The sequence below is a fragment of the Vibrio sp. Isolate24 genome, from assembly GCF_022398215.1.
In the GTDB taxonomy this organism is placed as follows: Bacteria; Pseudomonadota; Gammaproteobacteria; order Enterobacterales; family Vibrionaceae; genus Vibrio; species Vibrio coralliilyticus_A.
Map to the genome: position 1 here is coordinate 1,196,455 of NZ_JAKEUU010000001.1, position 24,601 is coordinate 1,221,055.

The 24,601-nt window shown below is 46.6% G+C and carries 16 protein-coding genes; 11 read left to right on the plus strand and 5 right to left on the minus strand.

Annotated features, from left to right (window positions below; genetic code table 11):
* Positions 1–203: 203 nt before the first annotated feature.
* The 4 genes from L1D23_RS05215 to L1D23_RS05230 all read right to left on the minus strand — a co-directional run bounded on the left by L1D23_RS05215 (position 204) and on the right by L1D23_RS05230 (position 4,988).
* On the minus strand, positions 204–1,301 hold the full coding sequence (locus L1D23_RS05215) for a YdcF family protein (protein ID WP_239864650.1): 1,098 nt from the start codon (positions 1,299–1,301) through the stop codon (positions 204–206).
* Positions 1,302–1,564: 263 nt separating this feature from the next.
* A complete protein-coding gene (locus tag L1D23_RS05220) occupies positions 1,565–2,479 on the minus strand; it encodes a dihydrodipicolinate synthase family protein (protein ID WP_019275367.1) in 915 nt (304 codons plus the stop codon).
* 80 nt (positions 2,480–2,559) lie between these two features.
* Positions 2,560–3,525 carry an ornithine cyclodeaminase family protein gene (locus tag L1D23_RS05225; RefSeq protein WP_239864651.1) on the minus strand — a complete coding sequence of 322 codons (966 nt, stop codon included), beginning with the start codon at positions 3,523–3,525 and terminating at the stop codon, positions 2,560–2,562.
* Between the two features lie 197 nt (positions 3,526–3,722).
* Complete coding sequence (locus L1D23_RS05230; protein ID WP_239864652.1) at positions 3,723–4,988, minus strand: FAD-dependent oxidoreductase; 1,266 nt, start codon at positions 4,986–4,988, stop codon at positions 3,723–3,725.
* Between the two features lie 111 nt (positions 4,989–5,099).
* On the opposite strand from L1D23_RS05230, the gene L1D23_RS05235 reads away from it, so the two are divergent.
* The 11 genes from L1D23_RS05235 to L1D23_RS05285 all read left to right on the plus strand — a co-directional run bounded on the left by L1D23_RS05235 (position 5,100) and on the right by L1D23_RS05285 (position 17,494).
* On the plus strand, positions 5,100–6,101 hold the full coding sequence (locus L1D23_RS05235; protein WP_239864653.1) for a 4-hydroxyproline epimerase: 1,002 nt from the start codon (positions 5,100–5,102) through the stop codon (positions 6,099–6,101).
* Positions 6,102–6,124: 23 nt separating this feature from the next.
* Positions 6,125–7,639 carry an aldehyde dehydrogenase (NADP(+)) gene (locus L1D23_RS05240; RefSeq protein WP_239864654.1) on the plus strand — a complete coding sequence of 505 codons (1,515 nt, stop codon included), beginning with the start codon at positions 6,125–6,127 and terminating at the stop codon, positions 7,637–7,639.
* Between the two features lie 149 nt (positions 7,640–7,788).
* On the plus strand, positions 7,789–8,463 hold the full coding sequence (locus L1D23_RS05245; RefSeq protein WP_239864655.1) for a GntR family transcriptional regulator: 675 nt from the start codon (positions 7,789–7,791) through the stop codon (positions 8,461–8,463).
* A gap of 5 nt (positions 8,464–8,468) precedes the next feature.
* A complete protein-coding gene (locus L1D23_RS05250; RefSeq protein ID WP_239864657.1) occupies positions 8,469–9,233 on the plus strand; it encodes a transcriptional regulator in 765 nt (254 codons plus the stop codon).
* Positions 9,234–9,530: 297 nt separating this feature from the next.
* The gene (locus tag L1D23_RS05255; protein WP_239864659.1) at positions 9,531–11,141 is read left to right on the plus strand and encodes a peptide ABC transporter substrate-binding protein; all 1,611 of its coding nucleotides are present in this window, start codon (positions 9,531–9,533) and stop codon (positions 11,139–11,141) included.
* 64 nt (positions 11,142–11,205) lie between these two features.
* Entirely contained in the window at positions 11,206–12,126 is a 921-nt protein-coding gene (gene oppB / locus L1D23_RS05260) for an oligopeptide ABC transporter permease OppB (protein WP_239864660.1), read from the plus strand.
* 10 nt (positions 12,127–12,136) lie between these two features.
* Positions 12,137–13,066, plus strand: a complete 930-nt coding sequence (locus L1D23_RS05265; RefSeq protein WP_239864662.1) for an ABC transporter permease subunit — start codon at positions 12,137–12,139, stop codon at positions 13,064–13,066.
* 9 nt (positions 13,067–13,075) lie between these two features.
* Positions 13,076–14,065, plus strand: a complete 990-nt coding sequence (locus tag L1D23_RS05270; RefSeq protein ID WP_239864663.1) for an oligopeptide/dipeptide ABC transporter ATP-binding protein — start codon at positions 13,076–13,078, stop codon at positions 14,063–14,065.
* Between the two features lie 9 nt (positions 14,066–14,074).
* A complete protein-coding gene (locus L1D23_RS05275) occupies positions 14,075–15,070 on the plus strand; it encodes a dipeptide ABC transporter ATP-binding protein (RefSeq protein WP_239864664.1) in 996 nt (331 codons plus the stop codon).
* Entirely contained in the window at positions 15,067–16,854 is a 1,788-nt protein-coding gene (locus L1D23_RS05280) for an aminopeptidase P family protein (protein WP_239864665.1), read from the plus strand. The genes L1D23_RS05275 and L1D23_RS05280 overlap by 4 nt, the downstream gene beginning before the upstream one ends.
* Positions 16,855–16,975: 121 nt before the next feature.
* On the plus strand, positions 16,976–17,494 hold the full coding sequence (locus L1D23_RS05285) for a hypothetical protein (RefSeq protein WP_239864666.1): 519 nt from the start codon (positions 16,976–16,978) through the stop codon (positions 17,492–17,494).
* Positions 17,495–17,552: 58 nt separating this feature from the next.
* Here L1D23_RS05285 and L1D23_RS05290 read toward each other — a convergent pair whose 3' ends face one another.
* Positions 17,553–24,179 carry a tandem large repeat gene (locus L1D23_RS05290; protein ID WP_239864667.1) on the minus strand — a complete coding sequence of 2,209 codons (6,627 nt, stop codon included), beginning with the start codon at positions 24,177–24,179 and terminating at the stop codon, positions 17,553–17,555.
* Positions 24,180–24,601 lie beyond the last annotated feature (422 nt).

The following is a 24,601-nucleotide window of genomic DNA, read 5'->3' on the forward strand; positions in this document are numbered from 1 at the left end:
AGGAAAACAATTATGTTATAACATAACAATTAATATAAGTAACTTAGAGATAAAATGCTCTGATTTAATCAAATTAAAAATAGATAAATATGATCTTCGTAAGCGTTTTTCAGAGATTCAGCACTATTATTTCTGCTTGGTTCACCAAAAAGTAACGACTAAGAAAAAGGCCACTGATGTGGCCTTTTTCTTTGACTGATGCTTTACCTCGACTCTAGTGGGTAAGAGCGGTAACTCCACATGCCGTAGGTCCGTAGAGCATCTCGATAAATACCGAGCAGCTCATTATCACTTGCCTTTGTGAGTTCCTTCAACGGCTTGTCTGGATAGCCTACAGTGTCAAACGTGATGCCTTGTGGGCCAGTTTGCCAACTGGCGACTTCAAACAAAGTCTGCCCGCGTCGAACATGGCTAGCAGAACTGATAATAGTGGCGTGTTTAATGTTATGACGAGCCAGTGCGTAACTACTAAACAAAGCATTACCAACGGTACTGGTCGCGTAGTTTTCTTCGATGATACTATCTGGGCTTATCCCCTTGGCAATTAACCAATCGGCCATCAATTTGCCTTCCGTCTTATGGTTTTTAGGTACACCACCCGTTAACACAATCAAAGCATCAGGGTTGGCCTTCGCCATGGCTAACGTCGTCTCAAGACGTTCAACCAAAATCTGGTGCATTGAGCCATCAGGGTTTAAAGCATAACCTAAGGTCACAATCGCGCCTTTGTCATTCAGCTTACCTTTTTCTGCACTGTCTTTTAGCGGCGTCGCCAAAACACGATCTACGGTTTCAAAGATACGAGTGATATCAGTGGCCTTGCCTGCATTCAACTTATGAAGTTTTTCCATATGCTTGCTTGATTCAGCATCATTACCTTTAAAGCGTTGCCAAACCGCCAGATACGCGTGCAAATCAATATCATCAGGAGCGACCATCAAAGCTTGTTCAAACAGCTCAATTGCGCGATCGACATTCTTGTTGTAGATCTGCGCATTGGCCGCCGAAATCAGTAAGTCAGTGCGGTAAGGTTCGAGGTCGTAAGCTTCTAAAAGTCGATTAGTGACGATCTCCATATTGCTTGGCATTTTTGCTGTAAAACCGGCATGAGAGATACGCGCAGGAGATTTAAACGCCGTCACTGCGTCAGCCAACAATTGATCCACCACCTGACGTTTAGTGACAAGCTGTGCGTAGTCTGCTGACGCTTGAACCGTCGTATCATTAGCAGCCAAAGAGTAAGGGGCAGCGATTAGCGCAATTGCGCCACTAAGAGCAAGGGCAATGATGTTCTTTTTCATGTAGATGTCCTGGTGTAGTTATGTTTTTACTGCGTCTGTTATTTTTTTGCAGTGTAAATTTACTATTCAGAAAAACCGTGAACTCATCCTCATTAACTGATTGAACTGCCAATATTGGTTTAATTACACGAATCAAGATCACAAATTGCTATTAATGACATTTCATTTAAGGTCATAATTTTTCGTAACTAAATAATTTGTACCTTGGTACAACTCCTTGCGTGACTGAATGAAATGGGCGGTTTATACCGCCCAATTAGGAGTTAGAGTTGGTATTTAGTCAGGTCCGGACGCGTAGCAATGGCGTGTTCAACCATAGCGATCACTTTGGCGCGCTCTTCTCCTTTTAGATTCTGTCGAGGTGCTCGAACCTGCTCGGATCCGCGGCCGCAAACCTGTTCAGCCAATTTAATGCACTGAACCAGAGTCGGAATCGTATCCAGACGCAACAAAGGCAGGAACCAACGGTAAATTTCCAGCGCTTCCGCGTAGCGCCCTTGGCTGGCTAACTTATAGATCGCTACCGACTCTTCTGGGAATGCGTTTGTCAGACCAGATATCCAACCGGTAGCCCCCAGCATCAACGACTCTAGTGCAATGTCATCCACACCGCTGAACACTGTAAATCTGTCATCAAATCGATTGTAGAGTTCAGTAATGCGGCGGGTATCTGTCGTTGACTCTTTCACCGCAACAATGCTGTCGTACTCAGCAAGTTTCTCCATCAAATCTAGGTTAACGTCAACGCCATAAGAGACCGGGTTGTTGTAGATCATGATGGGCATTTCCGGAGTCGCTTGCGCTAAAGTGGAGTAGTAATCGACCGTTTCACTGTCTGAAGTACGGTACACCATGGCAGGCATCACCATACAACCGTCGATTCCTATCTTTTGCGCATCTTGCATGTAATCAATTGATGCCGATGTAATCGACTCCGCAGTGCCCGCAATCAGGGGCACTCGACCTGCCACCACTTCGTGTGCTGCTGCAAGCACCTGACGTTTTTCATCTGGGTACAGCGCGCAATTCTCACCCACGGTTCCAAGGCAGATGATGCCATTGACACCATCGTTAATCTGATTGTCGATCACTGTTTGTGTCGCATCTAAATCAATGCTCTGATCTTTGCGAAACTGAGTACTTACTGCCGGGTATACACCTTTCCAATCTACGTTCATCAATAACCTTCCACTTGTATATTGTATGCAATTTAAAATAGCGGCCGAAACCACGTGATGAGTAGTCATGCCACTCAGAGTTAAAAAACCTGTTTCTGCGTTAAAACAAACTTCACTGCAGCTAAATCCGCTAATGCACTGCCCACGGATTTATAGAGAGTGATTTGCTGCGAGTCTTCGCGACCAACATGATGCCCACTGCACAGTTCAGGCAGTTCCGCACTTATCTGTTGCTCACTGAACACGCCTTCTTCCATAGGGATCAATAGATCGCCGGCTTCCGCCAGTACGTTGATTCTGCTGTCGACAAATACGGTGGAGCGAGTGACCGCTTGCGTATCACACTCTCGTTTGTCTTTGTCGTGGTTGCCAATCAGATCGATGTGTGTGCCAGCTTGGATATTTCGACCATTAAACAGCGGCTGACTCGCACCTGTTACACATGTCACCATGTCTACTTCACTCAGCGCTTGATCGACAGAGTCAACCACTTCAACACTAAAACGTTTTGATTCAGGCAGCGCTTGATATTCACTAGCGGATAAAATCTCGTCCATCGTTTGACGAGCTTTTGCTTCATCGCGGCCCCAAACCAACACCTTACTCAAAGGTCGTACCGCTGCGTACGCCCACGCCATGTATGGGGCGAGATTTCCAGTGCCGCAAATCAGCAGCCTGCTTGCATCCTGTCTGGCCAGATAATCCGCCGCGAGCGCTGACGCCGCCGCTGTGCGCCAGAAGGTCAACACTTTGCCATCGAGTAGCGCAAGCGGCTCACCGTTAGCGCGATCAAAGGCGAGAATTTTCGACGCCAGACTGTCTTTGCCTTGCTCAGCATTGTTAGGGAAATACGTGAACGCTTTAACGGTGATCAGCGACTCGCTCCATGCAGGAAGCAGAGCAAAAGCGTCATAACTACCGTCTTCAAGCGGCATCACTCTGCGCTGCGGAATGGTTGCCTGCTCGGTATAGGTTTGGCGCATCGATTCGATAAGTCCTCGCATCGAAAGACAATTGACGATTTGCTGCGCGTCGATATTAATCATAGATCCTCCAAAAACAGGACAGAGATTTCCCATTCTCTGTCAGAACATGAGTGAGGTTGCTTGTGTGAACGTCTATCCGAGTTGCTCTGCCGAGTTCCCCCCAAATTTTTATAACTCTGAACACACCCATCTGCGGTTAACTTTGTATTAACATAATTCAGCGGTATATTTTATACAATATTAAATTTTAAAATTTTTTAGCCAAATCGATTTAGACAGAATGGCGCTAAATTTATATGTGGTTGCTCGCCACGATGAAGTTGAACAATTAAATCTGCAGTCACCGCCGCTTGAGTCAACCCCAGATGTTGATGACCAAAAGCAAACAGCATTTTTCCGTTTTTCAGGCTATCAATCACAGGTAAAGAATCCGGTAATGAAGGTCGATTTCCCATCCAGGATGTTCCTGTATTTTCCAGATTACATTCTGGTTTAAGCACCGATTTCGCAAGATTTCTTAGCATGGTTGCGCGGCGCATATTAGCGGGTGAATTCAGGTCAGCATACTCAACAGTGCCCGCTAGTCTCAACCCATTCTGCATGGGCGTCATGATGAATTTTCTGTCTGCTGAGCTCACCGGAAACGGCAGAGTTTTCGCCAGATCTGGCATCATTAGATGGTAGCCGCGTTCCGCTTGTAGTGGCACTTTTATTCCCGTCATTTGCTTAACCAGGGAAGCGGATTCTGCCCCAGTGGCAACAATGACCTTATCAAAACTCTGCGAACGTTCCTGAACAGTGACGACCATTTTCTCGTCCTTTTCTTGGATGTTTTCGACCTCCCCTTTACTCCACTCCCCCGATAAGCCTTGAAAGTAAGACTTAAGCTCAACGCACATATCATAAGGGCTCAAGCTATGTGAGGTTTTTGGAAAGAACACACCGTGATTCACCGAATGAGAAAGTTTAGGCACTTTTTCTCGTACCGTTTTTCTATCCCAAACCTGATAACTAACTCCTTGCTCATCCATGGCATTCAAAGTGGATTGGTAAGCCGAAAATAGATGAGAGTCTTCGAAAACAAGTAGTGAGCCTTCATCCACGATCAGATGACTCAGCCCAATTTCTTCCAACAAGCGTTGCCAACTTTCCATCGCCGAACGATTGAGTTCAGTCAATGCTTGAGTCGCGTGTTCAGTGGCTGATTTTCTCGCTTTCATCAGAAAGCGAATCATCCATGGCAGCGTTTTGTGGATGTCTTGAAAACGGATAGAAACCGGACTTGATGGGCTCAATAACATCTTAGGAAGTTGCGGGATAAGTGCCGGTGTTGCTAATGGGAAAACTTGCTCCGTTGCGAAGTGGCCAGCGTTGCCTTTAGAGCATCCTTCTCCCGCATTGTCTTTCTCAAATATCGTGACTTTTTCGCCATTCATTTGCAGCTTGAGCGCAATACACAGCCCAATAATACCACCACCAATGACCGCAATTTTTTGCGCTTGTGAGGAATTTTTGTTCACCATTTATTTTGCTCCTTATCACGTTTTAAAAAAGAAATTGTATAAAATATACTTAACATCACGATAACATCCCTCCGAAGCAGTTCAACCAATTTCGTATCCAAGGAGCGAGAAATGAGACAAGGAACCTTCTTCTGCATTGATGCACACACCTGTGGTAACCCAGTGCGTCTGGTTGCGGGTGGCGTACCGCCACTGCAGGGCGAAACCATGAGTGAGAAAAGGCAATTCTTCCTTAAACATTATGATTGGATCCGCCAATCCTTAATGTTTGAGCCACGCGGTCACGCCATGATGTCTGGTTCTGTTGTCCTGCCACCCTGTAGCGAAAACGCTGATGCTTCGATCTTGTTTATCGAAACCAGTGGCTGCCTGCCCATGTGTGGACACGGCACGATCGGCACAGTCACCTCAGCATTAGAACAAAAATTGATTACTCCACGAGAAGAAGGCCGACTGATCCTTGACGTACCGGCAGGTCAGATAGAAGTGCACTATCAGCGCGATGGCGAAAAGATCACTTCTGTGAAGATCTTCAATGTGCCTGCCTATCTTGCTCATCAAGATGTCACCGTCGATGTGGAAGGCCTTGGCGAGATCACCGTTGACGTCTCTTATGGCGGTAATTACTACGTTATCATTGATCCTCAGGAAAACTATCTGGGGCTGGAGCATTACACCTCAGACGAAATCCTGATGTTTAGCCCTCGGGTACGTAAAGCCGTATCCAATGCCGTTGAATGCATCCACCCCGACGATCCAACAGTATGTGGTGTCTCACACGTACTCTGGACTGGCTCACCAACTCAGCCCCAAGCTACCGCTCGCAACGCTGTCTTCTATGGTGAGAAAGCACTCGATCGTTCCCCTTGTGGCACAGGTACCAGCGCCCGAATGGCACAATGGCACGCTAAAGGAAAACTAAAGCAAGGTGATGATTTTATTCATGAAAGCATCATTGGCAGCCTGTTTACTGGCCGCATCGAAGGCATTACGGAAGTCAATGGGAAAGCTGCCATCTTACCCAGTATTGAAGGCTGGGCTCAGGTTACCGGACACAACACCATCTGGGTGGATGATAACGACCCATATGCATTTGGATTTGAACTTAAATAGCCCAAGAACAACAGGACACGACCATGAGTAAAACCAGCACTTTTTCTGCCCTCAATCCAGCAAACGAGCAGGTATTGGAAGGACAATTTCCAGAGCATCAGCAATCTGATGTCGACTTTGCGGCCAATGCCGCGGCTGAGGTGGCTACATCATTTCGCCAAACCTCCCCAGCGATTCGAGCTAAGCTGTTACACAATATCGCCGACCAGCTGGAGCAAGCCAGAGAAGGTATTGTGGAACGAGCTCATCTTGAATCAGCACTGCCGCATGCGAGACTTAATGGTGAACTAAGCCGTACAACTGCACAGCTTAAGTTGTTCGCCAATGTCGTAGAAAGTGGCTTGTGGCAGGAAGCGATTTTCGACACCCCAGATCCTCAACGTTCGCCACTACCAAAACCGGATATTCGCCGTCAGAACATTGCTCTTGGCCCGGTTGCGGTTTTCGGTGCCTCTAACTTTCCTCTCGCTTTTTCCACGGCCGGCGGGGATAGTGCGTCAGCATTGGCAGCGGGTTGTCCAGTGGTCGTCAAAGGGCACCCTGCACACCCTGGCACCAGTGAAAAAGTCGCTGAATGTATTGCCAAAGCATTGGATGAGATGAGTTTGCCTCAAGCGGTGTTTACTCTGCTGCAAGGAACCAGCCATGAGTTAGGTCAGTCCGTGGTTTCTCATCCTAAAATCAAGGCGGTCGGTTTTACCGGATCGATTGTTGGTGGACGTTCACTGTACGATATTGTGCAGCAGCGTCCAGAGCCGATTCCTTTTTACGGTGAACTGGGCGCTTCCAACCCTGTCTTCATCCTCCCCCAACGTATGGCGCAGCATGGCCAGCCTTTAGCCGAAGAATATCTGCTGTCGATGAATATGGGCTGCGGCCAGTTCTGTACTAAGCCTGCCGTGGTGTTCATCGTCGATGATAACGCTGGCACGCAATTCCTATCGTCGGTACGCCAAGGGATTCAAAACCAGCCTGGGCAGATCATGCTTACAGAAGGGATCAAACAGGGTTACCTGCAACAAAGTGAGCTGCGATCTCGCGAGCAAGGGCTGACACTCACCCAATCCCAGCCTGAACAAGGTGTACCCGCGTATCTATTTGAAACCACCAGTGAACAGTGGCGACGCAACCCACAATGGCAGGAAGAAATTTTTGGTCCTCAATCCATTATCGTCAAATGTGAAAGCGCCGAAGACATGCTTGAGTTGAGCCAGAATCTGGCCGGAAGCCTGACGGCTACCATTCAGGCAGAAAAAGCAGATTATGCTCTCGCAGCGAAACTGGTGACTGAGCTTGAAGAAGTCGCTGGTCGCTTAGTATTTAACGGCTGGCCAACCGGGGTTGAAGTCAGCTATGCCATGGTGCACGGCGGCCCTTACCCAGCTTCAACCATGCCTGCAAGCACATCAGTGGGGGCGGAAGCGATAAAACGTTGGTTGCGTCCGGTCGCTTACCAATCCATGCCGGACCAGTTATTGCCTAAAGCTCTACAGCAAGCAAACCCACTTAACGTGCGTCGGACTGTAGATGGTCAGTAGTCACTGTTCAAAAAGGTACCAGCTGGTACCTTTTTGTTTTGACCCATCCCAAAAAACAAAAAGGTGAACGGCTGCAAGGGTCGCAATGCCGGACGCTAATGGTATATTGAATAAAATATTGAATGAGAATGATGTGAGCGGAGACTTGGATGTCGCAAAAACCTGTTTTTAAAACTCGAACGCAGTTGGTCGAAGAAGCGATCCGAACCAAGATCCTCAAAGGGGAATTAAAGACGGGCCAACCCCTACGTCAAGATGCCCTCGCCAAAGAGTTCAACGTCAGCCGAATTCCAGTGCGTGAAGCTCTGATGCAGTTAGAAGCTCAAGGGCTGGTTGCGTTTGAGGCGCATAAAGGTGCCACTGTTACCGAGCTATCACCAGAGAAGATTGATGAGCTATTTGAACTGCGCGCCGTCGTAGAGTGCTTTATTCTGGAACGCGCTATCCAGAAAATGACCGATGAAGATCTCGCTAAAGCAAATGAAATTCGTCAACGATTTGAAGATGTTGTCAGCCGCGGAGACGAAGTGGAAGAGTGGAGCAACTACAACTATGAGTTGCACAAAGCCTTGTATGAGCCCGCTGAAATGCCAGAAACCATGGATGTGATCTACAACCTGAATACCAAGTGTGACCGCTATATTCGTATGCAGCTTCTGTTTACATCAGGCATAGTCAAAGCCGACAAGGAGCATGTCGCTCTGCTGGAAATGTGCCAAAACCGTGATATTGAAGGGGCGAAGTACATGCTGAAAAAACACATCCTCGAAGCAGGTGCTGATATTCGCAACTTGCTTATCGAGCGCCAAAAAAATCAGGGCTGAAACTCATGCATATAGGACCAGAATTTTTGCTGGCTGCCATCCGCCAGAAAATCAAGAACGAAGGTTTGTGCTATAGCGAATTGTCTGAGAAAACTGGGGTGCCGCTTTCGACCATAAAGCGGCATTTGCATAATCCTTCATTGGGTCTGGACAAGATCCTGATGTACACCAACCACCTCAATAGTGATCTGATGGAGCTGACGCAATTAGCGGTTCAGATCCAACGAGACAATGAGCAGTTCCTCTCTGATGAGCAAAACGCTCTGTTTGTTGAGCACCCCTACCTTCTCGACTTTATCTACCTCATCACCTCACGTAACCAAACACCGCAACAAATTGCCGAGCAGTATCAACTCTCAGATATCAGCCTGAGATTCTACCTCAGCATCGCTGAAATCCTTGGCTATATGGAAGCGCACGGTGACAAGATCGTGTATCGCTCTGGCAGGCGATTTATCATGGAAGAAGGCACTGCGCTCGATACCTTATTCAAACGCCGTTTTGAAACGATCTCAATGGAAGACCCGACCCTTTCTCAGGTTTGTCAGGCCAGAGTGCGTTTGACCCAAGAGCAGAGGCTCAAACTCGAACAGGAAGTGGATCGCAAAGTCAGCGAAATGCACGCGGCAAATTGCGCCAATGATGAAGGTGAACTGAGCAATGTTTTGCTCAGGATGACACCTGGCCAGCAGATTTACTTCTCCGACGGATTACCAGAGATAGATGGGGAGCTGCTTAAACAGGTTTCAGCAAAATTCCGCAGACGCTAGGGCCAGAGTACGTTTGAAGTATCACTTCCATCAACTTTCTGTGACTCTGGATTCATTCTCAAACTTTCATTTGTTCATTTTTCGCTCAGTCTCATTTTATAAGACCGCAAGTCTCTAAAACCGCCACCTTGTTACAATAATGTTAAATATCGATTGTTGAAGTATTTTATACAATATACATTTTATCTATCCCTTTCACTCTGTGCAGTACTCGCCACTCCGGTCGTTTTGAGTGTCTGATTTCCCCTCCCTTCAGATGATAGGGATTTCATCCGATAAGGACATTACGAGGAAGCTATGAAAGCAAAACAACTGATCACACTGAGTGCTATTGCCACGGCATTATTGGCCGGCAATGCTCTCGCCAAACCATACCCATCAGGAACGCAGCTCGCTGAAAAACAAGAGATTGTTTTAAACAATGGAGCGGAGGTCACTTCAATTGATCCGGCAAAACAGGCCGCAGAACCAGCATTCAATTTAGGGCGAGACTTGTTTGAAGGTCTGACAGTACAGGATAAGCAAGGCAAAACCATTCCCGGCATCGCTGAAAGCTGGCAAGCGAATGACAACAACACTGTCTACACCTTTACGTTGCGTCAGTCTTTGTGGTCGAATGGTGACCCATTAACGGCACACGATTTTGTTTATAGCTGGCAGCGCCTTATCGACCCGAAAACCGCGTCACCTTATGCTTGGTTTGCCGCGATTCCCGGCATCAAAAACTCCGCCAAGATTATGAAAGGTGAAGCACCAGCTAACACCTTAGGCGTGCGCGCCATTGATGATCACACCTTTGAAGTGACATTAGAAAAGCCAGTACCTTTCTTCATCAAACTTCTGAGCCACCCTGTCCTTGCACCAGTTCACCAAGCCACGGTAGAAAAATATGCCAGCGAGTGGACTCAACCCAAAAACATCGTCACCAATGGCGCTTTCACTTTGTCGGAGTGGAAAGTAAACGAAAAAATGGTGATGAAAAAAAATGACAAATACTGGGATGCTGACAACGTCATACTCGACCAAATCACTTGGCTACCCATCGGAGATGCCAACGTTGCACTAAACCGCTACTTAGCCGGCGAAATAGACCAAGCTCTGTCGATTCCCGCGGCTCAAAAGAACAAGCTTCTAAAACAATTTCCTGAGCAGGTAGCCGACACCAGCGCATCACTTGGCTCGACGTTCTACTATCTCAACACCAGTAAGGGCCCGACCAAAGACCTTCGTGTCCGTCAAGCACTCTCCTACGCAATCGACCGAAACATCATCACAAAAGCCATCGCCAAAAATGGCGGCATTCCAATGTTCACTCTGGTTCCCCCTCAAACCGATGGTTTCAAATCTCACACACCGGAATTCGCGACTTGGACTCAGCAACAACGTAACGCCAAGGCTAAAGCGCTGATTAAAGAGGCCGGTTACAGCAAGAGTAATCCACTTAAGCTCACTTTCACCGTGCCGACTTTTTCTAAAGACGTCAAAATGGCCACCGCGATGGCGGGCATGTGGAAAAGTGTGTTGGGCGCACAAGTCGAAATTAAGCAACTTGAGCCAAAGGTATTCTATGCGCTGAAAGATCCGGGCAACATTAACCGTGGTGGCTGGACCGCCGACTACAACGAAGCCTCAACCTGGCTGGACATCTTTGTCTCGACCGGTGAATACAATGACTCTAAGTACAGCAACCCAGAATATGATCGCCTAATGGCTGAATCGAAGAGCCTCAGTGACCCATCACAGGAATACATGGCTGCGGAACAGCTTCTGATTCAGGACATGGCGATCATCCCTATGTATCGCAATGGCAATGATCAATACCTGATCAAGGATTACATTGGTGGCTATGAGCGTACCAATCCAGAATCCTCTTACTACCGCAAAAATGTCTATGTGAAAGCACATTAACCCGAGTTTGCCCGGGCCTGTCACTTCCCCCTAAGGCTCGGGCTTTTCTAAGCAAGGAGAGGCTATGTTGTTGTACATATTGCGCCGTTGTTTGATTGCCATACCGACATTGCTGTTTATTGCACTGGTGTCGTTTTGGTTAATGCATATCGCGCCCGGCGGCCCATTTGATATGGAACGCCCAATGCCAGATGTGGTACGGGCAAATATCGAAGCCAAATTTCACTTGAACGAACCCTTTCTGGTTCAGTTTTTCATTTACATCACCAACTTCCTTCAAGGCGATCTCGGCCCAAGCTTTGTCTATCAGGATTTCACCGTCACCCAGCTTGTTGCTCAATCTTGGCCAGTGTCGGCGATCCTTGGTGTTATCTCGTTTTGTATCTCTGTGCCATTAGGTATGTTACTTGGCACCATTGCCGCCTTAAACCGCAATGGTAAAGTTGACTATTTACTTATGTCACTTTCAATGACTGGAGTGGTCATCCCTGCGTTTGTATTGGCTCCGGTGTTAGTCACGATTTTCTCGATTCAACTCGGTTGGCTACCCGCCGGTGGGTGGGAAGGGGGTGAGCTCTCTTTCTTGATCTTACCCGTGCTGAGCTTGGCGATTGGATCCGTTGCCAGCATTGCGCGCGTGATGCGCGGTGCCATGATCGAGACGCTCAATCAGCCATACATCCGCACTGCAAAGGCAAAAGGCCTGTCGACCAGCTACATTCTGTTTCATCACGCGCTGCGCCCTTCACTCATTCCTATCATTGCCATGCTCGGCCCCAGCTTCGTCGCGGTAGTAACAGGTTCGGTCATCATCGACATCTTTTTCAGCACTGGCGGCATGGGGCAGCATTTTGTCTCAGGTGCCCTCAACCGCGACTATGGTTTGGTGATGGGCATAACGCTGATCGTCGCCTCTTTGACCATCTTCTTCAATTTGGTGGTCGACATCCTTTACACCATCATCGACCCACGCATTCGAATTTAGGAGCGTCGCTATGTTAACCAAACGCATTGATGCCACGGAACTGACAGAGCAAATGAGTGCTCAGATTGAAGCGGTTGAAGGCCAGAGTCTATGGCAAGATGCCTGGACACGTTTTCGCAAAAACCGCGCCGCTATGACGTCGGTTTATGTCTTGATGTTTATCATCGTATGCATCATTTTTGGCCCGCAGATCGCGGCATTCGGCCATGATGAAATCGACTGGAATGTCGTCGTCGATCCCTATGAGCTAGGTAAACCATCGTTTAGTTCTGGTCATTACTTTGGTACCGATGATCTTGGTCAGGACATCTTTGCCCGCACCATGCAAGGTGGGCGTCTCTCAATCATGGTCGGGTTTATGGGCGCACTGGTTGCCGTGATTATCGGCACGGCGTGGGGAGCGTTATCTGGCTACATCGGAGGCATGGTCGATAGTGTGATGATGCGAATCATTGAAGTACTCGACTCAGTACCCTTCATGTTTATGGTCATTTTGTTTGTCACCCTGTTCGGCAACAACATCTATCTGATTTTTGTTGTGATTGGCATGGTGTCTTGGCTCGGGATTGCCCGCGTTGTTCGCGGCGTGACCTTTAGTATCAAGAAACGTGAGTTTATCGAAGCCGCCCATTCCATTGGTGTCTCCCGTTTCACTATCGTTCGCCGCCATGTACTGCCTAACGTCCTCGGCATTGTGATGGTGTACTCCTCACTTATGGTACCCGGTTTTATTATGTTTGAATCCTTCCTTAGTTTTCTCGGGCTCGGCGTTCAGCCGCCTGATACAAGCTGGGGCATTTTGATTGCGGAAGGTGCCAAGACCATTGATGTGGCTTTGTGGCAACTAATGTTCCCTTCCATATTCTTAGTCGCCACCCTGTTTTGCTTCAACTTCATCGGTGACGGGCTGCGAGACGCCCTCGACCCTAAAGATCGCTAAGGAGGCCCCATGAGTATTTTATCGATCAAAGATATGAATGTGCGTTTCAAAACGCCTGATGGTGAAGTTCATGCCGTCAGTAATCTGTCCTACAACATCCACAAAGGTGAAACACTGGGTATTGTTGGTGAGTCTGGCTCAGGAAAAAGTCAGTCCGTTTTTGCCTTGATGGGGCTGACTGCCGATAACGGTATTGTTTCTGGTGAAGCGAGTTTTCATGGCGAGAACTTACTCAGCATGTCCAAAAAACAGCTTAACCACATTCGCGCGGAAAAAATCGGCATGATCTTTCAAGATCCAATGACATCGCTGAACCCGTTTATGAAAGTCGGTAAACAACTTGCCGAAGTGTTAATGGTTCACAAAGGCATGAACCGTAGCGAGGCCAACCGCGAAGCGATCACCATGCTTGATGCAGTCAGGATCCCTTCTGCCGCCACACGTATGGCTCAGTACCCTCACGAGATGTCTGGTGGTATGCGACAACGTGTGATGATCGCGATGGCCTTATTGTGTAAGCCGGAACTTCTGATTGCTGATGAGCCTACCACCGCTTTGGACGTCACAGTACAAGCGCAGATTCTCTCTCTATTACGCGATCTGCAGTCTGAATTTCACACGGCAATTTTACTGATTACGCACGACATGGGCGTGGTCGCTGAGATGTGCGACCGGGTGTTGGTTATGTACGGTGGGCAGAAGATGGAAGAAGCGGATACAGATTCGCTGTTCAACCATCCTGCTCATCCGTATACCCAAGGCCTACTCGAAGCCATCCCTTCCATTACTAAAGATATGGACAGGCTTCCGACCATTCCCGGTAACCCACCGAGTGCTCTCACAGAACGTAAAGGCTGCCCGTTTAAAGAGCGCTGCAATCACTATCGACCAGAATGTAACGCCTCAGTGCCACCATTTCGGTCACTATCTCAACATCAATCTCTGGCTTGCCATGTTAATGGACTTCAGGCCGTTACTCAGATAGCGCGTCGAGCATAGGAGATCAACATGAAACAGCAAGTATTGCTTTCAGCGCGTGATTTGCGCGTGCACTTTAACATCAACAAACACATCCTGCCGAGTAAGCGCAAAGTGGTCAAAGCGGTGGATGGCATCGACCTCGATGTTTATCGTGGTGAGACACTTGGTATTGTTGGCGAATCAGGTTGCGGTAAATCAACACTGGCGCGAGCATTATTAAGGCTCATTGAACCTTCAAGCGGTCAGTTACATTGGAAAGGGCAAGATCTGTTAGCGCTGGGGAAACATCAACTCGCCGATAAACGGCGTGAGTTTCAGATGGTCTTTCAAGACCCATCGGCCTGCCTCAACCCTAGGCTCACGATCTCAGAGTGTATTGCCGAGCCTCTATTGACCCACGAGCCCAGGCTGTCGCGCTCAGAAGTGGAGCAGCGCGTGATTAAAATGATGGATAAAGTCGGCCTTTTAGCCAGCCAACGTAACCGCTACCCTCATGAGTTTTCAGGCGGCCAGTGTCAGCGAGTGGGGATTGCTAGAGCCTTGATTCTCAAGCCCGATCTTGTGGTTTGTGACGAGCCCGTTAGCGCCCTGGATGTTTCTATTCAGGCGCAGGTCATCAATCTTCTCGATGATCTTAAGCAAGAGATGGGGTTAACCATGGTGATGATCGCTCATGATCTTAGCGTGGTGCGTCACATCAGTGACCGAGTCATGGTGATGTATCTGGGTAAGCCGATGGAGATTGGTCGATACGACAAAGTCTTTGATGACGCTCATCACCCTTATACCAAAGCCTTATTGTCTGCGGTCCCAGTTGCCAATCCTACCTTGGCAAGACAGAGGAACGTTCAGCTATTGCCCGGCGACCTTCCCTCACCTCTCAATCCGCCAAGTGGTTGCGTGTTTAGAACGCGCTGCCCGGACTCCAGTGACCAGTGCGCTCAACAAAAGCCCACACTTAGCGGACATTCAGACCATCAGATTTTCTGTACTCATACACAAATAGGAACTTATAACCCATGACCTTAACGACCGTTGCTCAGCGCCTTAGTGCTCTGCGCGAGAAAATGGCGGAGCACCAATTTGACGCCTACATAGTGACAAACAATGACCCACACTCCAGCGAATATTCGGCAGATTACTGGCTGGCAAGAGAGTGGATTTCAGGCTTCACTGGCTCAGCGGGTAACGCCGTAATCACAACACAATCTGGCGGCCTGTGGACAGATGGACGCTACTATATCCAAGCTGCCGAGCAATTACAGGGCTCAGGATTAACCTTGTTTAAAGCCCGTTTACCGGAAACTCCTACCATTGCACAGTATCTCGCGGACAGTTTGGAGCAAAACAGTCGAGTAGGTGTTGATGGACGAAGCATCAGCCAGCAATTTTATCTGGAGTTGAAAGCCGCCTTTAAAGCCAAGTCGATACAGCTGGTACTTGATAAGGACTTGATCAGCCCAATATGGGCCGACCGCCCTGCAAGACCGAACGCGCCTTTATTCAATCATCCACTCGAATTTGCAGGACAAACGGCAAGTGAAAAAATCACAAGAATTCGTCATGTAATCGAACAAAAAGCGGCGGATGCACTGCTCGTTTCCACGCTTGACGATGTAATGTGGGCGCTCAATATTCGCGGTGGGGATACCCAGTACTGCCCAATTTCTGAAAGTTATTTGCTGATTACCCTTAACAGATGCCAACTCTTTGTCGACAAGCAAAAGCTGACATCTGACGTGATCGCTACTCTGACCGAGCACGGTATAGAGATGGAAGACTACACGCAGCTTAGCAAGACGTTAAAAGAAATGACTCCTGATTCGGTACTCATTCATGATCGCAGAAACACCGACTGTTTGTTGATCAGTCACATTCCTTCTCAAGTGCGTTTGCTCGATATGGCTTGCCCAGTCACTGCTATGAAAGCACGTAAGAATCACACTGAGCTTACCAGCATGGAGGAGACATTACGCAAAGATGGTGCCGCCGTCGTCAGGTTTATGAAATGGCTAGACGAGCAAGTACCCAGCGGTAAGGTTACAGAGCTCAACGCTGAACAAACCTTAATGGGATATCGCAAGGAAATTAACGGCTATATTGGGGAGAGCTTTCGAACCATTGCTGGTTTCGCCGAGCATGGTGCGAAAATGCACTATGCTGCCGACGATAAGAGCAATTACCGCGTTGATGAAAGCCAGTTCTTTCTAGTCGATTCAGGCGGTCAATATCTAGGGGGGACGACAGACATTACCCGCACCTTCCATTTTGGTCAGCCATCGGCGCAACAACGTCGCGACTACACCTTAGTGCTCAAGGCCGTGATTCGTCTCACCCAAACCCGTTTTATGAAAGGCTCCACTGGCGCTAATGTGGATATCATGGCACGCGGCGTTTTGTGGCAACACGGTATAGATTACAAATGTGGTACTGGACATGGCGTTGGCATCTGTCTGAATGTCCATGAAGGACCGCAGAACTTCTCTCAAAACCCAGCAGAAGTGGCGCTAGAACCGGGGATGGTGATCACCAACGAGCCGGGCGTTTATCGTCAAGGTCAGTATGGAATTCGCATTGAGAATATCCTCAAAGTGGTTGAACTGGAAGAAAACGAGTTTGGGACGTTTTATGGCTTCGAAACCATAACTTTAGCGCCTATAGCCACTAACATGTTGGATAAATCGTTGCTGTTGAAAGACGAGGTGCACTGGCTCAACACTTACCATCAACAATGCCTTGAACAACTCAGCCCCTATTTGGACTCAGATACCCAGAATTGGCTGAATTCGGCCACAAAGCCGATTTAACCATTTGTCCTTTGTAACTTCTTTGCCAACCGTAAGGTTGGCTTTTTTACGACTAACCATTTGATAGATTTGTGATTTATCAATATCGATCAGAATAAGCAATACTGATAGAATCCCACCAATGAATAATCAATACAAATACCAATACACTTCCACTGATGTATTGGCTCGGAATATTAAAACCATGAAATCGCTATCTATTCTAATCGCTACGCTTGCCATATCCGGCTGTGTTACCACACCAAAGTTTGAACAAGACATTTCTGGTCAGTGGCAATGCTCCGCAGAATCGACCATCGAACTCGTTAACCTCAAATACAGTGACAACGTCCATTACTTCGAAGATGGACACTATGAAAAAGAGTCACTGCTGAAAATAACCAATTTAGATACCGACAGCACATATGACGTCAATATACTCAGTAACGGGAAGTGGATGAAACGCAACGCGACCCTACTAGAAGTGATTGATAAGCTGGAAACCACTTTTTCAGACAACTCGCCTGACGAGTTGCGGAAAGTTTTCGCTGACGAACTTTCCCCTACCGTAACCGAAAAGTGGAAATTAAAGGCAGTGAATGAAAACACCATTTCAATGACGGCAGAATCAGGTAGCCAGCTTTCTTGCAAAAAAGGCTAATAAAAAAGAGTAAATACACTGGGTATTTACTCTTTTTAATCTCAGGAGAGGTGAGTAATTATTGAACGGTAATTGTTTGAGTCGCTTGGTCTGCGCTCACATTTCCACTGTTATTACCTGAAACCTGCACTTCAAATTCTCCGGAGTTCCAGTTCGTCGCATCTATTTTGCCAGTAGACCAAGAGCCATCCGATGTTACTGTAACAACTTCATCAAGCTTGGTACTAAAGTTCCGCTTAACTTTCACGGTTAGCGTGCCATTGTGCTCGATACCTTTGGATTGACCCGTTATGTAAAACTCGCCAGCTTCACCTGCATCGATAACGCTATCACCTGTTACTGGCTCGATTTCAATCAGTGGTTTAACAAAAAACGGTTCTTTATACACTTGCCCTGCAGTATTGCCTGAAGCATCCTCAAAAGTGTTTAATACAAACTCTTCCGTCGCACTGCCGGGCGTTAAATTAATCTCACTGCTTGTTTGGCCTGCCCACTGCTCGGAGATATCATCACCCATAGTGACTTTAGTAAAGGTCATAGGTACTCCAGCAAAGCTCCCGGAGAGCCCTTTTACAGGCTCATCGAAGTTAACCGTTAAGCTCACTATGCTACCCTCTTCTGGCACAGATGGCGTGAGAGACTCCACTTCCGTTACCGTTGGAGGTAAAGTATCTACAATGGATACCGAACTATTAGTCACGGGCTCTGCGGCAATCCCTTGCTGGTTTGTACCAGTGACTTCAACAGTGATAAGCCCCATTGGCCAATCAGAGATATCCTGACCACCACTGTTCGTGGCCCAAACTCCAGCTTCGGAAATAGACACTGTTTCTTGCCAAATAAAAGATGGCTCTTCTTGCGAGGTCACTGTAACGGTAATCATTTTCGTATCACCCGCGAAACCAATGCCCGTACCCTGGATCACCACATGCTTGGCCTCTTCAGAGTCAATCTCATTGTTACCTTCCACGGTATCTAGAGACAGTACTGGTTTCACCCCAGTTGCTGTCTCTTTATCACTGCCCGCTTCATTGCCCGACAGGTCTTGATAGCCCGCATTCACCACCGCGATAATCGTGTCGTCATTGGACGACAGGGTAATGGCTTCGTCCGTTTGTCCTACCCACTGCTGGGCGGATTCATCACCGGTGAAGACCACATCTACACCGCCCACGGTCGCCGTCACATTCGTTACAAGTTCACTAAAGTTCGCTGTAATCGTGACCTTCTTACCATCCTCTGGCACCACTGGTTCAAAGGCAATCTCACCGACCACTTGAGGTAGTGTGGCATCGGTGTAAGTAATGGTATCGGTCGCGGTATCCGCTGTCACACCATTATTGTTCAGACCAACAACCGTGAGATTAATATCACCACTTGGCCAATCACGAATATTCTGCGGTGAAGTACTCCAAGCACCATTTTGTGCTACTACGACCGTCTCTTCAAAATGGTACTCCTGGGCGCTCCCGTTCAGCCGAGCCACAACCGTCACTTCATCATTCGCTTGAAAGCCTCGCGCCGTGCCCTCAATCACTAGCTGACGGGATTCTTGCTCATCGATGGGCCCACCTCGCTCCGTAATCTCAATCACGGGCTTCACAGGGGCTTCCGTTGAGCCTTCCTGCCCGCTATTGCCTTGCGCATCTTGATATTGCGTTACGGTCACGGCTTTGAGCATTTCATTGGCGTTCACTGTCACCACATCCGACGTGGTCCCTTCCCATACCGTCTTCGCCCCATCTCGAGAAACAAAATTCACGTTCACACCGTCAACGTTTGCAACAACATTCTCCACGCGCTCGCTGAAAGTCACACTGACGAAGGCCGTTTGGTTATCGATGATAGGATCTCCTGAGTTCACGATGATAGTACTCACCTCAGGCACAATATCATCCTGCAACTCAACATCTTGACTTGCTTCGTCAGCGGCGTGAGAGTGGTCATTCATACCATTAACCGTGATGTTCAAGGTGCCGCTTTCCCATGATGAGAGGTTTTGCGGTAAGGTTGCCCAAGCCCCCTCACTCACTGTTGCGGTCAGATCTAATTCATCATTAAGTGGATTATCACTCGAAACGGCTACGCTCAACTCTGCGCCATCTTCAAAGCCTTTTGAACTCCCCGATATAACAAAGGCATCAGCCTCACTGGTCGATAAATCATCAATATTCGGTATGGTAATGACGGGCTTAACATCAACCGGTTTCTCAAAACTGTCTCCTAAGTTCGGTGAACTTGCTGTGTCTTCGTAATTTGTTACAACTAGCTTTGATGTGGATGAATTATCCGGAAGGATAAGCTCTGGGCTCGTCCCCACCCAGATTTTGGCAACGTCATCAAGCTGGCTAAAGGTAATCACTTGTCCGTTCAGAACTGCTTCTGGTTGGCTCACTCGCTCACTAAAGGTCAGCGTGACAGTCGCTACTTCACCATCAATCAACACTTCCTCTTCCGAGTGGGCTGACATAATAGTGCCTGTGGTTCCAGACATGGAAATTTGAGAATCTAGGACTTCCGGTTTGATACTGTCAATGTATTCGGAATTCTTTTCTTCAACCACCTCCTCAGACTCGCCACTATTTCGGCCTCTCACTTCAATTATGAAGTCCGACTCTTCCCAATTGGACATATCTTGATTCGGTATTGACCAAGTACCATCTTGGTTTACCTTGACCCCGGTGAATTCAAATTTATCGATATTCGGGCGCTTGTCTGAAACCACTTTGACGGAAAGTTCACTATCTTTTAAAAAGCCTGTTGTTGTCCCGCTAAAGGTTATATTTGTAACGTCATCTTCACCCTCACTAACGATGTTATCCTCTGTTACGTTATCGATTGTGATGACCGGCGTAACAATGATGTCCTCAGAGAACTCCGCACCAACATTATTGAGTTCATCGTGATAGTTACTCACCACTAACTGTTTCGAATTCTCATTAGGATTAAGTGAAATCACTTGCGATGTTGTCCCAGTCCAGAGCTCTTTGAAGTCTTGAGATTCACCAAAATCAATATCGATGCCATCAAATGTTGCAGTGACCGCTTTCACTGGTTCTTCGAACTGTAGTGTTACAGTTACATTATCAGCTTCAGTTGGATGCTCAGGAGCCACTGCAGTAATACTGCCCGCAGGTGGTTCGTTATCTACATAATAAGTTGAAGCCACATAAGGGCCTTCAAAATTGCCGAATCCATCTTCCACCTTAGCGACAATTTCAAATCGTTCAGCTTCCGAGAAATCAGAGGCTAGAGAATCAATCGTGAAATCGTAGACTTTTTTATACTCCGTTGATTTATCGTTATTGAGAGTAAATTCTATATCGGTCAACGTCTTTTTTTTTGAGTCATTCACCCAGTGGGCTGACAATTCTGTCTTCCGCTCATTAACTGTGGCGATATCTTCAATTGTTACCTTAGAGTGAACTTTACCTGCGATGTTATAATCGGCTCCTCCCGCTTCGGTATAAGCTCCCTCCTGTTGTATTAGGTTCGGCGTCACATTGACCGACGGAGCTTCCTGATCAATGCTGCCACCTTCATCATCAAAGATATCCTCACCAGAAAATGTTGGGTTCGCTGTCGCAAAATGGTTGGCTTGCTCAAGTACCTCCATAGAATCTACATTGTGAATTCCATGCGCCACATCATAGTAACCTTGAGCAAGCTCTTCACGGTACGTGGCTGAAGACAGCTCATAATTGCCAATCTTTATGCTGCCGCTGCTGCCTTCTCCATTTGCCTTACCATCATGCGATAAGTCTTGATAGAAGGCTAAGGCGTAATTCAACGAATTAGCCGACTGGCTCTCCGCCATATTGGTTAAGCTTTCGAGTAAGAAACGGTAGATATACTCATCTGAAAGAGGTTCAGGCAAAGGATCCTCTAACATTTTGTTGGTCGCATATTTCGTCGTAACAGGATCAAACCCAAGCATAGAGTTTGGTTGCGAATCTAGAGCAGAATTAACATCAGCTAAAATTTTTCGGGCGGTGCCTGCGGTTTTATCCGCTCCATCTAACTTATCCCACTGGCTATCAAATAAACCTGTGTGGTAGCTAGAGAATTCAGTTATATAGACGGTATTCTCATCTACTGCAGAAAAATACGCTCCAATATCCCCAGTATCGGGAATAGTAACTTTCGTAAACGTATTATTGCTCCATTGATAATAATGTGTTTCTCCCCCCTTATCACTTAAGTACACTCTAAAGAACTCATACCCTGACGAATCATAAGCAATAGTACAGCTGGCAACATCCTTTTGACCATCCACTTGCACAGTGTCGCATGAGTCTATGTAGTTAAAGGCTCCAAGATCACTCAAACCTTCTAACCTCACTGAAGCATCAATAAAGGGAGTAACAATCGTCACTTCAGGCATATCAAATGAAGTTCGGTAATAGACTTCTTGTGGTTCACTTTCATTGCCAGACGCATCTAAAGTCGAAATAACCAATTTTTGTCTATCCTGAGATGTTTTATTTCCATAAATGACCCCAAGAACCTCTTTAACATAGGGGACATAATACGTCATTTGAGGCACTGTACCGTCTGCTTCATGCTCTAACTTTTTAAAAGGGATCCCTTTGTTTTCACCTGGTTCAGCTTTACTAGCTACTTGCTCTGTTGTGATGTGCTGATGGTATTCATCCTCACCTTCTTTTTTGGAGTAATATTTAACTCTCAAAGTGAGGTTCTCTGCTGAGGAGCCATAGGTTTCTGAACCATTTTGGTCAGTGATGGTCACTGCTACATATGGAACCGATTGATCTACGAGATCTTGTGCGATGAAATCTGTAAACTCCAGCTCATCATCAATTTCTCCCATAGTGATAGCTAAGCCCTTTGAAGCATAATCGTACAGCACTTTAAGATACTCTGTAGCAGTTTCTACTGAGTCACTATTGTATGTAATGTCAGAATACTCACGTTCATAAACAACCCCTTGCTCATTTTCAAAGTCAAAGAGTACGTTTGGGTATTCCAAATATAACGTTGGTGGGGTGTTATCGTTATATAATGTAAAGTTATGAGTACCAACGTTACCGTGAATGTCTTCGGCTGTAATTTCAAAATTTGCTTGTTCTCCAAAACTATCCGTTAAATAACCAACAGTCTCAAACTTACACCAAATTTCATCCCCAAAAACTTCCTCACAGCTATAAGGCTCTGCTTTGCCATTAGACAAAGAAACAAGTACATTTCCATCTTTTAATAAATTGGGGGCTTCTTTGACCAAACCTTGAAGAACATAGCTTTCAGCTTCACTATTGATAGTTTCAGCCGAAGTGATTTCAATGATAGGCGCGATATTGTCCCACTCAAATGGAATTTGAGACCCTGCTTGGGGTCCATCTCCATTACCGAGAACATCAGTAGCATGAATCAACAAATACGCTTCTGGTGAGGCCTCAACACTCTCTGGGTCCAGTTGTTCTGTGTCTACGTAAACTTTTAAACTTGTTTCTCTTGGCCCTTCAACAAACTCACTTGTATCAAGCCAACAGATATCCCCTTCAGCTGGTTCAGCAGAACATATCACATCAGTCCATTGCTCACCGCTATCAAACTTGTGCTTTAATGTCACTTCCGCCGACTGGATACCAATCGTATCAGTCAGAGTGATATCAATGGACTCTGTGCCTTTAAGCACGCCATCCCCGTCTCGTATCGCAACCGGAGGCTCCTCATCAATGACCGTTTCTTCACGCGCAGGAATCGCACCGTCGGTTGAACCATTGGTACCTAATGCGTTTAGGTGCTCCACCATCACCAGATAATCTTCAACCGGGGTATTGGAAACGTTCAGGTCAGGATCACTGACAACAACTAAGGTATGTTCTGCCATTTGATTGGTATAAGTATCAGGTGTCACTTTTTCTTCACCAAAATAAATATCTTCATCAAACGACCCAATAAGCTCCGAACCGTTAAGAAGCCCATCAGCAACAATGTCTCGATAACCAATATCAGACAGGTTCAACGAACTATAAACATTACCCGCATTACCACTTTCACCAATTAAGTCATAGGCATAGGAAGAATAAGCGGTCAACAATGCGCCATACAGGTGTCCATCGCTCGCAGAGCCACTGATTCCCTCTTTGGTAATATCAATAGGCTTCACGGAATTGACATTGAACCCATACATAGCATTGATCGTATTGAGTGCATCATCTACAGCCCTTGAAGCTTCTTCACCTTGTTTGATCTTATATTCTGCAAGGCCAGCCACCATATAAGTCAAGGGAGTGAGCATCACATCTTGATCATTCCCTTCACCATAGTTAATAACACTGACTATCCGAATCGGTTTACCTTCACTGGTTTCTATCACCTCGTCCGTCAGAGGGTCTTTGTAAGCGCCCCCTTTCGCCTCTATATACAAAGGCATTGAAGCCGCATCGACTTCAATCGAATATTCACCGTATGCTGTCGTAGTGGCAGAGCCTAACTTACGACCGACTTTGCCATCTTGATATTCGTAGGCGGTAACAACAGCTTGAGAGACGGGTGCATCAAACACTATCCCGGAAACCGTACCTGTATCTCTGGACTGCGGTGACGAATCACCACCACCTCCACCACCTCCACAAGAACTCAGTGATAAAATGGTTATGATGGTGAGAAAAAGTTTAGTTATATATGGGTATCTCAACATGGTGCCGATGTGACGTTGCAAAAAAGTGGCTAAATTATATTTTCAAGCTCGATAATGGCAACGCGACATAATAACTAGAGATAAGCAATATAAGGATATCTAACCATATATAAATCTACAAAAATAGATTTCACTGCAAGTAAAATTAACTATTGCAATAGTAAAAATGAATGCTAATAAATATTCAAAGATAATGATTATGATATTTTTTTTGAATAATAAGATCTAGGTAACATTAAATGNATAAAAAATACAAATATAATATCTACTCACAAGAAATATAAATATAGATTTACATTCACGGAAAGAATAAATTAGCTAATTAAGTGATAACATTCACTATTAAAAAATGGTAATGAATAAATGCTTTACATACAAAATATAAATAAAAAAGAGCGTATATCCTTTCAAATATACGCCCTTGGGTGAAAATCAGAATACTA

Bases quoted from the DNA above. Each gene is read 5' to 3' on its own strand.
- L1D23_RS05265 (WP_239864662.1), top strand. From the start codon at position 12,137: ATGTTAACCAAACGCATTGATGCCACGGAACTGACAGAGCAAATGAGT.
- L1D23_RS05250 (WP_239864657.1), top strand. From the start codon at position 8,469: ATGCATATAGGACCAGAATTTTTGCTGGCTGCCATCCGCCAGAAAATC.
- L1D23_RS05240 (WP_239864654.1), top strand. From the start codon at position 6,125: ATGAGTAAAACCAGCACTTTTTCTGCCCTCAATCCAGCAAACGAGCAG.
- L1D23_RS05225 (WP_239864651.1), bottom strand. From the start codon at position 3,525: ATGATTAATATCGACGCGCAGCAAATCGTCAATTGTCTTTCGATGCGA.
- L1D23_RS05220 (WP_019275367.1), bottom strand. From the start codon at position 2,479: ATGAACGTAGATTGGAAAGGTGTATACCCGGCAGTAAGTACTCAGTTT.
- oppB (WP_239864660.1), top strand. From the start codon at position 11,206: ATGTTGTTGTACATATTGCGCCGTTGTTTGATTGCCATACCGACATTG.
- L1D23_RS05255 (WP_239864659.1), top strand. From the start codon at position 9,531: ATGAAAGCAAAACAACTGATCACACTGAGTGCTATTGCCACGGCATTA.
- L1D23_RS05285 (WP_239864666.1), top strand. From the start codon at position 16,976: ATGAATAATCAATACAAATACCAATACACTTCCACTGATGTATTGGCT.
- L1D23_RS05270 (WP_239864663.1), top strand. From the start codon at position 13,076: ATGAGTATTTTATCGATCAAAGATATGAATGTGCGTTTCAAAACGCCT.
- L1D23_RS05215 (WP_239864650.1), bottom strand. From the start codon at position 1,301: ATGAAAAAGAACATCATTGCCCTTGCTCTTAGTGGCGCAATTGCGCTA.
- L1D23_RS05230 (WP_239864652.1), bottom strand. From the start codon at position 4,988: ATGGTGAACAAAAATTCCTCACAAGCGCAAAAAATTGCGGTCATTGGT.
- L1D23_RS05275 (WP_239864664.1), top strand. From the start codon at position 14,075: ATGAAACAGCAAGTATTGCTTTCAGCGCGTGATTTGCGCGTGCACTTT.
- L1D23_RS05280 (WP_239864665.1), top strand. From the start codon at position 15,067: ATGACCTTAACGACCGTTGCTCAGCGCCTTAGTGCTCTGCGCGAGAAA.
- L1D23_RS05245 (WP_239864655.1), top strand. From the start codon at position 7,789: ATGTCGCAAAAACCTGTTTTTAAAACTCGAACGCAGTTGGTCGAAGAA.
- L1D23_RS05235 (WP_239864653.1), top strand. From the start codon at position 5,100: ATGAGACAAGGAACCTTCTTCTGCATTGATGCACACACCTGTGGTAAC.